General features: G+C 41.5%; 13 protein-coding genes and 3 pseudogenes. All 16 read right to left on the bottom strand.

The window, feature by feature from the left end; translation table 11 throughout:
* Positions 1 to 100: 100 nt before the first annotated feature.
* Positions 101 to 844, bottom strand: coding sequence for a TIGR00282 family metallophosphoesterase (locus tag G4D76_RS13770; RefSeq protein ID WP_256440598.1), 744 nt, complete (start codon positions 842 to 844; stop codon positions 101 to 103).
* An 829-nt stretch (positions 845 to 1,673) separates the two neighbouring features.
* Positions 1,674 to 2,021: a nuclease-related domain-containing protein gene (locus G4D76_RS13765; protein ID WP_213810162.1), complete on the bottom strand. Its 348-nt coding sequence runs from the start codon at positions 2,019 to 2,021 to the stop codon at positions 1,674 to 1,676.
* Positions 2,022 to 2,602: 581 nt separating this feature from the next.
* A pseudogene (gene rny, locus G4D76_RS16330) lies at positions 2,603 to 4,154 on the bottom strand (ribonuclease Y).
* Between the two features lie 233 nt (positions 4,155 to 4,387).
* Positions 4,388 to 5,373, bottom strand: a pseudogene (gene recA, locus G4D76_RS13755) (recombinase RecA).
* Positions 5,374 to 5,541: 168 nt separating this feature from the next.
* Entirely contained in the window at positions 5,542 to 6,126 is a 585-nt protein-coding gene (pgsA, locus tag G4D76_RS13750) for a CDP-diacylglycerol--glycerol-3-phosphate 3-phosphatidyltransferase (protein ID WP_213810161.1), read from the bottom strand.
* 6 nt (positions 6,127 to 6,132) lie between these two features.
* Complete coding sequence (locus G4D76_RS13745; protein WP_250130032.1) at positions 6,133 to 6,807, bottom strand: hypothetical protein; 675 nt, start codon at positions 6,805 to 6,807, stop codon at positions 6,133 to 6,135.
* 198 nt (positions 6,808 to 7,005) lie between these two features.
* Positions 7,006 to 7,827, bottom strand: a complete 822-nt coding sequence (locus G4D76_RS13740; RefSeq protein WP_250130031.1) for a DUF3388 domain-containing protein — start codon at positions 7,825 to 7,827, stop codon at positions 7,006 to 7,008.
* The gene (locus G4D76_RS16325) at positions 7,824 to 7,913 is read right to left on the bottom strand and encodes a hypothetical protein (protein WP_256440506.1); all 90 of its coding nucleotides are present in this window, start codon (positions 7,911 to 7,913) and stop codon (positions 7,824 to 7,826) included. Before G4D76_RS16325 ends, G4D76_RS13740 begins: the two co-directional genes overlap by 4 nt.
* Positions 7,882 to 8,508, bottom strand: a complete 627-nt coding sequence (locus tag G4D76_RS13735) for an SDR family NAD(P)-dependent oxidoreductase (protein WP_256440505.1) — start codon at positions 8,506 to 8,508, stop codon at positions 7,882 to 7,884. Before G4D76_RS13735 ends, G4D76_RS16325 begins: the two co-directional genes overlap by 32 nt.
* Positions 8,501 to 8,698, bottom strand: a complete 198-nt coding sequence (locus G4D76_RS15640; protein ID WP_250130030.1) for a hypothetical protein — start codon at positions 8,696 to 8,698, stop codon at positions 8,501 to 8,503. The genes G4D76_RS13735 and G4D76_RS15640 overlap by 8 nt, the downstream gene beginning before the upstream one ends.
* A 61-nt stretch (positions 8,699 to 8,759) precedes the next feature.
* On the bottom strand, positions 8,760 to 9,794 hold the full coding sequence (gene yfmH, locus G4D76_RS13730) for an EF-P 5-aminopentanol modification-associated protein YfmH (protein WP_250130029.1): 1,035 nt from the start codon (positions 9,792 to 9,794) through the stop codon (positions 8,760 to 8,762).
* Positions 9,784 to 10,467 (bottom strand): M16 family metallopeptidase, encoded by a 684-nt coding sequence (locus G4D76_RS15635; protein WP_250130028.1) that lies wholly within the window; start codon positions 10,465 to 10,467, stop codon positions 9,784 to 9,786. The genes yfmH and G4D76_RS15635 overlap by 11 nt, the downstream gene beginning before the upstream one ends.
* A complete protein-coding gene (locus G4D76_RS15630; protein ID WP_250130027.1) occupies positions 10,439 to 10,741 on the bottom strand; it encodes a hypothetical protein in 303 nt (100 codons plus the stop codon). Before G4D76_RS15630 ends, G4D76_RS15635 begins: the two co-directional genes overlap by 29 nt.
* Positions 10,714 to 10,920, bottom strand: a complete 207-nt coding sequence (locus tag G4D76_RS15625; RefSeq protein ID WP_250130026.1) for a hypothetical protein — start codon at positions 10,918 to 10,920, stop codon at positions 10,714 to 10,716. Before G4D76_RS15625 ends, G4D76_RS15630 begins: the two co-directional genes overlap by 28 nt.
* A gap of 149 nt (positions 10,921 to 11,069) precedes the next feature.
* A pseudogene (locus G4D76_RS13720) lies at positions 11,070 to 12,475 on the bottom strand (DNA translocase FtsK); the annotation flags it as partial.
* 267 nt (positions 12,476 to 12,742) lie between these two features.
* On the bottom strand, positions 12,743 to 13,516 hold the full coding sequence (locus G4D76_RS13715) for a DNA translocase FtsK 4TM domain-containing protein (protein ID WP_213810159.1): 774 nt from the start codon (positions 13,514 to 13,516) through the stop codon (positions 12,743 to 12,745).
* Positions 13,517 to 13,519: the final 3 nt, after the last annotated feature.

The following is a 13,519-nucleotide window of genomic DNA, read 5'->3' as shown; positions in this document are numbered from 1 at the left end:
GCCATAAAAGTGACATAATTTTCATTAAACTTGAACTGAATTGAATAATTTTATTTTTTAATGCAAAAACGGACGCATTTTATGGATGCGCCCGTTTTCATTACTCTTCGATTTTGAAGTTTTTAATTGTCTTACTGTCAGTGTCGATAATTACACCGCTGATTATTCCTTTACCTTCATCAGGCACAACGTGACGTTCAGGCAGATTTGTAATAAATCTGCGGATTACTTCGTCTTTACGGATACCTAATATCCCATCTTTAAAACCAGTCATGCCGACGTCAGTTATGTAAACTGTACCATTTGGCAGGCGCGTCGCATCATTCGTCTGAACATGCGTATGTGTACCTACTACCGCATTCACCCGGCCGTCTAAATGATAGCCCATCGCGATTGACTCGCTCGTCGTTTCACTGTGGAAATCGACGAAAGCTGCATCGTATTCATGCTCTTCTAGAATTTTATCGATTACTGTGAACGGATTTTCAATCGGCTCGAGGAAACTGCGCGCCTGCAGATTAATGATTAATAATTTTTTACCGTTAATGTTAACGACGCGGCTGCCGTCACCCGGCGTACCTTCCGGAAAATTCGCCGGGCGCACCATTTTGACATCCGTATCAAATAAATCATAGACGTCGCGTTTCGCGAACGCATGGTTACCCAGTGTGATAAAATCCGCCCCGCCATTTAAAATTTCTTTATAAGTACTTTCTGTAATACCCTTGCCGTGTGCCGCATTTTCACCATTCACAATCGTAAAATGTGCACCGTGCTCTCTTTTAAGCCCCGGCAAATAATTTTTAATCATGCGTCGGCCAATTTTTCCGACAACATCTCCAATGAAAAAATTCTCATCAAATCACCCTATCTATTTGCTTAATTATACATTAATTTTGCGTGGATAATAGAGAGAGTTTGGCGGGTGGGTGTGATTTTATGTCATTTGTGCTTCTCATGTCGCTCGTTGGGGAAATTAGGTCTAATTACCCAACACGACGAGTTCATTAGGACTTTAACGCTATTCGTCCCATTTGATGGGCTCGTAGGGTCGATTATGATTAATAGTCCCAATGAGATCGTTCATTAGGGTGATTACGTCTATTCGTCCCCACGTGGCCGGCCATACCCTTTGACTATTCAAATTTTACAATTGTGTTCTTGTATCTTCGACCAGCGGTTGTCTTCAAAGCATCATTAAAATCATAATACTTAAAAGTATGTGTTGAGCTCCTTCCTCTCTTCTCAATATTACAATGTGCATTCATGAACCGTGCAAGTGTCGATTTTGTTAGCTGATTATTTATTAGATAAAGTATAGATTTTTTAGTGATTGGTTGATTATAAAATAGATATTTATGATCGCTAAGTGCACGTAAAAAATGCGTTTCATTTGTTTCGGTTGTTCCGCAGTTACTGCAAGTAAAATGAAAACGTCTTTTTACCTGCTTAAAACTTTTGCATTCACCACAATAAATTCCTAAACGCAGCCTGTTTATATCTGCCTTTTCGTTGAAGTATATTTATTAACTTTGTTATTATTTATGATGTTAGCAATTTTCTTGGCTTTGTCTCCCTTCTGACTGTTATTTAAGCTATGAAGATAACTCCTTAAATGACTGCGAACAATAACTTTATCCCATATACCGTCATTTTCACTCGTCAACCGGAAATCATCGTTGATAAAAAAATGCAGCATCCACTTCAAATTTTACTGATGAATTCTTACTTAATTTCATTAGTTTACCTTTTGCTCTTCTTAGCTGTGCAAAGGCATCATCCTCCAGTGAGGTTCCATTTCTATACCAATCATCTTTAGTGTAATGATAGTCACCATGAAAATTTTTAATTTCATTTACTGTTACTTTATTATCTGTTATTACAATACTGTCATATTGAGTCACGGTATTTCCTACTTTCAGATAAACATCTCTAAAAATATAAACATTAGAATGCCCAGTCTCCTCAAAAATTTTATCGTACAAACATTCACCTTCAAAACCTTTTTTCAAAATCTTCATTTGATATTTTCATTACGAGATAATTCTGAACGTGCGGAAAGAGCGTTATAGTACAAAAGTTCAACTGGTATTTCTCGATAATTAATAAACAAACTATCTCCTCCTAAATATAAAAAAGTATCTCTTATACTATATATACGGAGAAATGATGATTTCCTTTTAAAAAAGTTACTTAAATACAAAAATAGCAAACTGGTTTACTTATTACACAAGTTTATATATTTTTTCCCATATAATGTATGTGACACTTTCACGAATACTCTATAAATCTGTATAGCTTCATGGGTATAATTAAAGTTTAGGTATGTAGATAAACTGATGACTTTCAGATGATTATAATGTCGATCGATGGGGATGCTCACATTGGGACGATAAAACTTATTTGCCCCATCGTGGACCGCTCATTGGGACGATAAAACTTATTTGCCCCATCGTGGACCGCTCATTGGGACGATGAAACTTATTTGCCTCATCGTGGACCGCTCATTGGGACGATAAAACTTATTTGCCCCATCGTGGACCGCTCATTGGGACGATAAACAAGAAAACAAAAAGACCAGAGACTCCCGTCTCTGATCTTTTTATTTTGCGTATTCTATGGCCCTCATCTCGCGGACAACTGTCACTTTTATGTGTCCTGGATATTGCAGTTCATCTTCTACACGTTTCTTAATGTCTCTTGCAAGACGATGTGCTTTTAAATCATCGATATCTTCAGGGCTTACCATTACGCGGATTTCGCGTCCAGCCTGAATTGCAAATGTTTTTCTCTACGCCATCGTAGCTTTCTGCAATTTCTTCAAGTCTCTCTAAGCGTTTAACCGTAGTTTTCCAACGTTTCACGACGCGCACCAGGGCGCGCTGCAGAGAGTGCATCTGCTGCTACGAGATTGAAATGACACTTGTCGGTTCAACCACCGTGGTGTGACTGAATCGCATTGATTACCGTATCTTGTTCTTTGTAACGGGATGCGAGTTCGACTCCGATTTCTACGTGGGAGCCTTCAATTTCGTGGTCGATTGCTTTACCGATGTCATGCAGTAATCCTGCACGGCGGGCTAAAGCGACATTTTCGCCAAGTTCGCTCGCAAGTATTCCTGCGAGGTAGCCGACTTCGATCGAGTGCTTAAGTACATTTTGTCCGTAACTTAAGCGGTATTTCATTTTACCTAAGTGTTTTGCAAGCTCAGGGTGAAGGTTGTGAATATCAAGTTCGAATGCTGCAGCTTCACCTGCGTCACGGATTTCAGTTTCCATATTCCGACGGGCTTTATCCACCATTTCTTCAATGCGTCCAGGGTGAATGCGGCCGTCCTGCACGAGTGCTTCGAGTGCACTTTTCGCAATTTGGCGTCTGATTGGATCAAATCCGGACAGAATTACTGCTTCAGGTGTGTCATCGATTATCAAATCGACACCTGTCAGCGTTTCAAGCGTTCTGATATTCGTCCTTCACGGCCGATAATGCGGCCTTTCATTTCATCGTTCGGTAATGTGACTACTGATACCGTAGACTCACTAGTATATTCGGCTGCGTAACGCTGCGCTGTAAGTGCGAGCAGTTCACGCGCTTCTTTGTCTACTTCCCGAGTCGCTTTGTCTTTCTTTTCTTTAACCATTACAGCCATATCATGTGACAGTTCCTGTTCTACCTGCGAGAACATTTCTTGACGTGCTTCATCGCGCGTCAATCCGGAGATGCGGGATAATTCTGTTTCTTGTTGACTTATCTTTTCATTAATCTTGTTATCCTTGGCATCAACCATTTGCTGTTTTTCTTCAATTTTAGCTTCTTGTTTTCCAGCATGTCATCTTTCTTATCGAGTGATTCACTCTTACGATCAAGCGATGTTTCACGCTGCAATAATCTGTTTTCAAACGCTTTCAAGTCGTTGCGCTGAGTATTCATTTCGCTGTCAAAAGCTTCTTTCAGATTTTGGTTTTCTTCTTTTCGCTTCGAGCAGTTTTTCTTTCTTCAGGTTTTCGGATTCCTTGTTAGCTTCACTTATAATATGTTCAGCTGAAGTCCGTGCCTGACGCTGCTTGTTCGTCAATATATTGACAATAAAATATCCGATAACAACACCCAGAATAATACCAAGTAAGATTAAGAGAATGTCTATAAAGTCCACAATAAACACCTCCCTAACTAAGGTTCTAAAGTGTGTTAAATATAATATGAAGTTTAATTAAATATTATATAATTCAATTCTAAATATAATCATAAAGAAATCAAGCACGAGTATTTATAATACCGGTGCTTGATCTGAATGGCCTGTCATTAATCAGGCTTTATTTATTTTTCAGACTCGTCTTCGTTCAATAAAGATTCATCTTCTTGTTTGTTTTCATCTTCAGGAATACTTCACCAAAATCCAAGTGCCGAACGTAATTTACGTTCGATTTCTTCAAATAATGCTGGATTTTCTTTTAATGTTTTTCTCTTCTGGCGTTTTCTTTACCTTGGCCTAGACGTTCACCATTGTAAGAATACCATGCACCGGCTTTTTCAACGATTTCTTCTTCAACGCTCAGGTCGATTACTTCACCTGTACGTGAAATTCCTTCTCCGTACATAATATCGACTTCGGCAACTTTAAATGGCGGAGCCACTTTGTTTTTAACGACTTTAATTTTCCGTACGACCGATATCCTGACCGATCTTAAGGCTTTCTGCACGTCTTACTTCAAGGCGTACTGAACTGTAGAATTTAAGTGCGCGCCCGCCTGTTGTTGTTTCAGGGTTACCGAACATGACACCGATTTTTTCACGAACCTGGTTAATGAAGATTGCTGTTGTATTACTTTTCGAAATAGCGCCTGACAGTTTTCTTAATGCCTGTGACATTAAACGAGCCTGCAGACCCATGTGCGAGTCTCCCATTTCCCCTTCGATTTCAGCTCTTGGTGTAAGTGCTGCAACTGAATCGACAACGACCATATCTACGGCGCCGCTTCGTACGAATGCTTCTGTAATCTCAAGTCCCTGCTCACCTGTATCAGGCTGAGAATATATAGGTTATCGATATCGACACCTAATTTAGTTGCATATTCCGGATCCAGTGCGTGCTCTGCGTCGATGAACGCACAAATGCCGCCCTGACGCTGCGCTTCTGCAATTGCGTGCAGTGCAACAGTTGTTTTACCTGATGATTCAGGTCCATAAATTTCTATAATACGGCCCTGCGGATATCCGCCTACGCCTAATGCTCTATCTAATGTAACCGATCCCGTTGAAGTTGTTTTTACTTTGCGTCCTGCATCGTCCCCAAGCTTCATAACGGCACCTTTACCAAATGACTTTTCCATGTTTTTAATAACAGTATCTATCGCTTTATGTCTCTCGTCCATAATGTACCTCCAGTCGTAATCTCATAAATTATTATATCATGCTCAAAATAAAAGCGAATATATGTTCGCTTATAAAATCAGAATTCGAATAATTGCGGACAGTATTACAATATCCGTTTATATTACTTCTGAAACAGCAAAACTGCAGTGAAATCACCGCAGTTTTGTTTATTTCTTATCCGCTTTAAACACATCGCGGCCTTTGTAGAAGTATTCTACTGCCGACAGTATCGTAAAGAACACTGCGATATACATAAACCACTGGCCGAGCGATATCGGTAAATATGTCGTGAAAATATCGCCGAACAGCAGAAATACAAGCGCCAGCATCTGGAAAACTGTTTTAATTTTCCCGAGCTGTCCCGCTGCCGAGACGAACCCCTGCTCTATTTGTAAGAGACGCAGACCGGTTACTGCGAATTCCCTCGCAATAATCACCACTGCAATCCAGCTGGAAATCGTATGCCATTCTACAAGTACGATTAAGCCTGCTGCAACGAGCAGTTTATCAGCTAACGGATCGAGGAATTTACCCATATTGGTAATCATATTCCACTTGCGTGCAAGATAGCCGTCCAAAAAATCCGTCAGTGCTGCAATAACAAATATCACTGCGGCGATAAACTGTTCAACTAAAATAACTTCGCCACCTAAAAATGTCATTGTCCCGAAGCCGAAGTCAAGGAGTGCAAAGACTAAAAAGACTGGAATTAATACGACTCTAAAGACGGTTAGCCAGTTAGGTATGTTCATTTATTGTCACTCCCTTGTGATGTTAAATTGATAATATACTGTGACTGTATCACCGCGCTGGGAATTATCTATCCCTGTGCCGTTTAATGAAATATCAAATGATGTTGAGTTGCCGAGCGCAAGATTGACAACCGTCGCTTTTGGGTCGATGTCAAAGGCTCCGCCGTCCGATTCTTCATACAGATAACTATTTTCAAGGTCATCCGTTAAACTGACCCAGGAAGATTCATCACCTGTCAGTTCAAGTGTCAGTTCTTCAGGTGCTGTGACATTATAAATCAGCGTGTTCCCTTCACGGTTAACGAAGCTCACCTCAGCCGTTGGTTCCGGCTCTTTCTCTGCAGCAGCTTCTTCTGTTGTTTCTGCGGGTTCTGCAGTTTCAGTTTCACCTTCTGCCGCTTCTTCCTCTTCAGGTGCTGCCTCTTCGTCTTCTTCGACCGTATCAGTCACTTCCTCAGCTGACTCATACACTCTTTTCGTTTCAAAAATATCACCTTGGGAGCCGATTTGCAGCAGCACCAGCCAGACGGCAAAGAGCACAACAATCATCGTAATAAAACCAAGCAGTACTTTTTTTAAGTACTGGAAGTCCTGATTAGATTTTTGAATGCGCTTTTGACTGCCGGATGCAGCGGCCGGGATTTCATCTTCGAAACGCTCCAGTGTCTGCTCGGCATCCATATTTAAGAAATCTGCATATTTTCTAATTAGAAAGCGTGCGTGTTTAGGTTCAGGCAGCTGTGTCAGGTCGCCCGCTTCAATAATTTGAATAACGCTCCGTTTATACCGGAACCGCGCTCCATTTCTTTTAAAGTGATGCCTGATTTTTCACGTTTATTTTGTAAATATGTCCCAAGTTTCATAGTTTGTTAGCTCCAATTAGAAAAAGTCCATATTGTCACTTTCGAACCAGTGACGTTTCTTATGTTTTTCATAAGTGATTTCCTGCTCTTCATGTTCGCGGATTTCAATAATATAATCAAAGTCATCCTGTGTTAATTTAAAGAAGGGATCATCGATTAATAAATCCGGATGCTCGACAACTGTCGTTCCATCATATTTAATGACCTGATTGACCAGACGCTTATGATCCATACTTTTTGATTTTGATGTTACCGCACCGTCTATTATATAAACGTTGCCCTTATCGTATTCCTGCTTGTGGAGACTCGTGCGTTCCGTCTGCTTCAGCATCGTCGAGGACAGAAACAGCCATTTATCTCCTGCCGACACACTGCCGGCGACAACCGACTCAGTTTTCCCGACACGCGGCATGCCGCGGACGCCGATTAAGAACGTTTCATCGATATCGAATAAAATTGCTAAGAAGTCTACGACGACACTGATTTCTGCACGGGTGAATCTGAAAATATTTCTATTTTCTTCTGCCCGTTTAATAAATCTGCCGTGGCGGAGCGTTAATCTATCAGTAATTGTAGGTGTCCGCATTTTGCCGACTTCAATTTCATCGACATGATCGCAAATCCATTTAAAGCGTTCCAGCTTCCACAAATCATCCGTCCGGACCAGCAGAGCGCGCTGGGATAATTCCACACCGTTAATCGTTTTAATACTGAGTCCGATATTCCCCATTAAACTTAAAATATCACCGAGCAGTCCCGGACGGTCATCCAGGTTTTTATATTCTAAATATACTTCTTCGTCGCGTTCCGGATAAAAATTAGGCTTTTCAGTATTCACGTATACCATCCCCCGTTAATTTTTAAAACTTCTCCAGTAATGCTCCGCGCATTGTCAGATATTAAATATTCTACCGCTGATGCCACTTCCCGGGGTTCGATTAAACGGCCCTGCGGGAGGTCTTCCAGCATCATCAATGTCTTCTTCGTTCAGCTTTAAGGTCATTTTACCACGGACGACACCGGGAGCTACAGCATTAACTGTAATATTTGACGGTGCCAGCTCCTTCGCGAGGGATTTAACAAGCGTTTCCTGGGCCCCTTTAAACGTACTGTAGATGCTTTCCATACTTGCACCATAGGTGCCCCAGACACTTGAAATCACGATGATACTCGCAGAGCCGCTCTGCCTCAGTTTCGGCAGCAGTACTTTGATAAAAGTAATCAGCGCTCTGACACTGACGTTGTACTGCGCATCCACCTGTTCAAGCCTGGTGTCCTGGATCAGCTCGAACAATGCCTCACCCGGCGTAAAAATCAGCGTATCAACTGTTTTTAGCCCGTTAAAGCAATCCTCAATTTCACTTTCTTTAAAAGGCTCTGATAAGTCAAGATAGTGATGCGTACTTTTAAGTTCAGGGGTATTTCTGTGCGAGAAAGTAATCAGCTTATCGTCTTTTAAACATTCATGAATACTCTTTCCAATATCACCTGTCGCACCGACTAAGACGATATTATTCATAAGCCTTCACGATCACTTCGACCATGTTTTTCGTGTCGATTGAACTGTTGAAATAATTCTTAACATCTTCAAGCGTAATACTGTCGACAACTTTAGGTACATTATATAAATCATAGCCGTCGAAATAATATTTAGTATACTGGTTTGCAATATATTCAGGCGAGTTCAGACTCGTTAAATAATCGCCCATCAGTTCGCGTTTTTGACTCTTCAGACGTTTCTCCGTAAAGAAGTCCTTTTCTTTTACTTCGTCAATAACGCACTATTTCTGCAGTAAATGTTTCATAATCGTCAGTTTCCACTGCCATCAGTGTATGTCTGACCATTTCTTCTTCCTGGTAAGCAAAGTTAAATGAATCATCGATAATACCGCGCTCAAGCAGCTCTTCATAATACGGTGACTGTTCGCCGAAGACCATGTCTAAAGCAAACAGCATCGCCGTATCACGGCGTTCACGCGTCTCGTTGTCACTGTCATCGGGCAGTGATTTAAATCCGAGCATCACCTTGGGTGTCGATACCGCAAGCTCCATTACTTTCTGCGGCGTTTTAACACCATAAGGCTCTTCCGGCGTAAACCGTTCAATATCTGACGGCAGAAAATCCGGACGCGAACCCTGATGTTTTTCTATATAATTAAATGTTTCTTCTATATTAAAGTCGCCTGCTAAAATCATTACCATATTGTCCGGTGCATAAAACGTTTTATGGCATAAGTATAAATGCTCAGCCGTAATATCTGAAATCGATTCAAGCGTTCCCGCAATATCGATTGCCACCGGTGAGTTTTCATACATTGCATTCAGCGTTTCATGGTAGAGACGGTAGCCGGGATTATCCTGGTACATTTTAATTTCTTCATTGATAATACCGATTTCTTTTTCCACTTTTTTTGGAGTGAAATATGGAATCTCAACCATGTCCATTAACAGCTGCAGATTTTCAAAGAAATTCTCTGTCGTGCTGAATAAATAACTCGTTCTGTCAATCGATGTAAATGCATTCGCACTCGCACCCATTTCAGAAAATTTATTGAACACGTCGCCTGCTTCTTTATCGAACATTTTATGTTCTAAAAAGTGCGCAATACCGTCCGGCACGTTGTGAACTTCGCCATTTGCTCTAAAGTGATTGTCCACAGAACCGTATTTCGTCGTGTACGTTGCAAACTTTTTGTTATAGCCTTTTTTATCGATGATAAAAACCTCAAGGCCATTATCCATTACTTGCTTATGAACGATTTCGTCCAGGTGGTCATAGCGGACAGTGGTAAATTTATTTGTCATTATCTATACCGCCTTTCAGCGTAAATACTGTATCAAGTTTAATTTTCCGAGCAATTTGAATGACATCGTCTTTCGTAATTGCATCGAGCTGTTCCGTCCAGCTTTTCACCGGGGTTTTTATCGATTGTTCTTTTAAGAGTGTATTGTAATTTAGTGATATTAAACCGCGCGGCTTATCCATCGATTCTTTACGGTTTGAAAGCATATTGCGTTTAATTTCTTCGACGAATGTTTCTTCAAAGTCGCCGTCAATCACACGCTGTAGTTCTCTCTTCACCGCGTCTTCAAACACCTGGATATTATCGTTATCGACGCCTGCCAGTACAAACATATAGCCGTTTTTCACGTCGACCTGTGAATGAATTGAATATGCCAGACTCATTTTCTCGCGGATGTTCGTAAACAGGAGCGATGCTGCACTGCCGCCGAACATCTGATTGAAGACGTTCAGCGCCATGACGTCGCCTGACTCCGAATACTGCACGCGGAAGCCGAGATTCACTTTAGCCTGCTCGATACGCTCGTAAGCGGTCTCGTATTTCACTTCGCCAGCAGGACGCACCGGGTAGCCTTTATACGGATACATTTTTACTTCGTCATGCTCATGAAGACGGGCTAAATGATCGAACACATTATCTTCGACTTTACCCGCAACGATCACAGACATAATCATCTGTCATCATGCGGCTGTGCGCATCTTTAACATCTTCCAATGTTAAAGATGCGAGGCTGTCTAAATCACCGAATGATAAATACTTGTAGTCTTCTGTTTCAAACATCGTTTCCAGCAGCATCTCGAATGCACGCTGTGCGTGATTATCCTTCATGCTCTTCAGACGATTTGCCATCAGACGTTTTTCACGCTGGAAAAACGCTTCATCCGATTCATCATAATTAAACGGCGTGCTGAATACATCTTTTAACAGCGCTGTAATATCACCAAGCATATCATATCTTCCATAATGAATTTATCATTGACGAATTCAATTGAGAATTTAACGATATGGTCGCTGCCTTTTTTAACGACATTCGATGTAAGATGCGCACCGTAATGTTCTGCTAAATATTCAAGCAGCACTGCGTTTGAAGTGAGTCTGTCCGTCTGTTTAATCATCATTCGGCTCAAGAGGCTTCGTCTTGTGACATCAGTACCTGTGAGCGGTGCTCTGAAGTACACGCTCAACAACTGTTTTAAATTTTTCTGTATATATTTTTACGATTGGCACATTATTAATGACTCTTTTGTCTACACCTGTCATTTAAAAAAACTCCTAACTAATCTTCGTGGTTTTCAATTAAGACACTGCGAGGTTTAGAACCGCTTGCAGGTCCAATGACACCATTCGCTTCTAAATCATCAACGAGACGCGCTGCACGGTTGTAGCCGACTCTGAACTGACGCTGCAGCAGACTTGCTGACGCACGCTGTTCTTCGATTACAAACCATTTCGCATCGGGATATAATTCATCTTCCGATTCTACAGGCGCACTTACTGTCTCTTTCTGATTCATTATAACTGATTTCTCATAATTTGCTTTCATTTGGTCTGTAATGAACTTCACGATATCCGTTACTTCATCATCATCTAAAAATGCGCCCTGAACACGAATCGGTTTCGAACGGCCTGACGGCAGGAACAGCATGTCCCCGCGCCCGAGCAGTTTTTCTGCTCCCATCGAATCGATAATCGTTCTGGAGTCAGTCTGAGAACTTACACTGAAGGCAATTCTGGACGGAATATTCGCTTTAATAATACCTGTAATAACATCAACAGACGGACGCTGCGTTGCGATAATTAAATGAATTCCGCTGCACGTGCCATCTGGGCAATACGCGTAATCGATGCTTCGACATCTTTTGATGCGACCATCATTAAGTCTGCCAGCTCATCGACAATAACGACGATATAAGGCAGCTTCTGAACTTTTTCAGGATCTTCTGCCTGGCGGACCAGGTACTGATTGTATGCTTCGATATTTCTCGTATGCGATGCACTGAACAGATCGTATCTGCGTTCCATTTCGCTGACGACGCGGTTTAAAGCATCGCTCGCTTTTTGCGGATTCGTCACGACCGGTGCCAATAGATGCGGAATGCCGTTATAGACATTCAGCTCAACCATTTTAGGATCGATCATAACCATTTTAACTTCATGCGGTTTCGCATTTAACAGAATGCTGACGATAATGCCGTTTATACAAACGGACTTACCGCTTCCTGTTGAACCTGCAACAAGCAGGTGAGGCATCTTGTTAAGCTCAGCCATAATCGGTGCACCGGAAATATCTTTACCCAGTGCAACTTCCAGCGGATTGTCAGATGATTTACGTTTAATCACTTCACGCAGAGTGACCATACTGACTACTGAGTTCGGCACTTCAATACCAACGGCAGATTTACCTGGAATCGGTGCTTCAATACGAATATCTTTGGCTGCAAGACTAAGTGCAATATCATTTTGAAGATTAATAATTTTAGAGACTTTCACTCCAACATCCGGCTGAATCTCAAATTGTGTTACTGCCGGACCGATACGGATTTTAGATACTTTGGCGTTTACATTGAAGTTTTTAAGTGTTTCTTCAAGGATGCGTCCCTGTTGAATGACTTCTTTGTTACTGACTTTTTCTGTCGGTTCAGCATCATTCAGCAAGTCAATTGACGGCAGCTTATACTCGATGAGCTGCTTGAGTTCTTTATCGTCAAACTCATCAAATTCACTGTCGCCAGCCTCGCCTTCAGGAATATCAATCGCCCCGTCGTCATCCGGCGTATCATATTCAAGTTCTTTCTTCTCCGCAACCTCTTCTTCAATTTTAAGGGCGTGTGTTCTTCTGCAGTCATATCGTCAGGCACCGGTGCGTCTTTATATTCTTCCATCAGAATTTCCGAATCGTACACTTCCGGTTCGACGTATTCGTCAGCTTCTGCTAAGAGCGGATCCGTTTCACTTAGCTCTTTTTTTACTGAAGCGTGCTTTACGTTTCTTGTCCGCGCGTTTTTCTACAGGCTCGTCTGCAGCCGGCGATTCGATTATCGGCTCTGCTTTAGGTTTTGGTGCAGGCTTTTTAGCCTTCTTCTCTTTTTCTTTCTTCGGACGGTTTTTAAACCACTCTGCAAGTTTTTCAAACAGACTGACGATTCCTGCACCTATGGCAGTTAAACCTCTGATAACAAAGTTAAAGTCATTGCGGAGCGATTCTTCAATGCTCTTATGACGGACGATAATAATACTCAGGTAAATGAATATTAAGCCGATTAAGAGCGTACCGAAGAAACTGATGCTGGTTGCTGAAAAGTTAAACAGCGTCTGGCCAATAATTCCTCCGCCGGTAAAATCTAAGCCCGGTTCACGGGTCATAGCGAGCATATCGTTAAATGTAAAATAACTGTCTGTTCTCGACCGGTCGGATAAATACAATATCGAATGCAGCAGGAACAAGAGGCCGAACTGCATCATAAAATAACCGAGCATGCGTTTTGTAAACGGGAATTTTAAATGTGTCGCCAAATAAAAACTCGCGAGCAATAACACGAGGTATGTAAAGTAGCGGCTCGTACCAAAAAGAAAATTAAACACAGCATCGGCATATTCACCAACGAGGCCCAGCTGGAATACTGTAATGATAAGTAAAATAATAATGATTAAAGCAAAACTCGCATAATACGTTTTCTTATCATTGTTTTTCTTTTTCGCAGTGCGCTTTCGTTTAGTCGCCATCTT

Source organism: Jeotgalicoccus sp. WY2 (assembly GCF_018437745.1).
GTDB lineage: Bacteria > Bacillota > Bacilli > Staphylococcales > Salinicoccaceae > Jeotgalicoccus > Jeotgalicoccus psychrophilus.
This window is presented reverse-complemented; position numbering and strand designations above follow the sequence as displayed.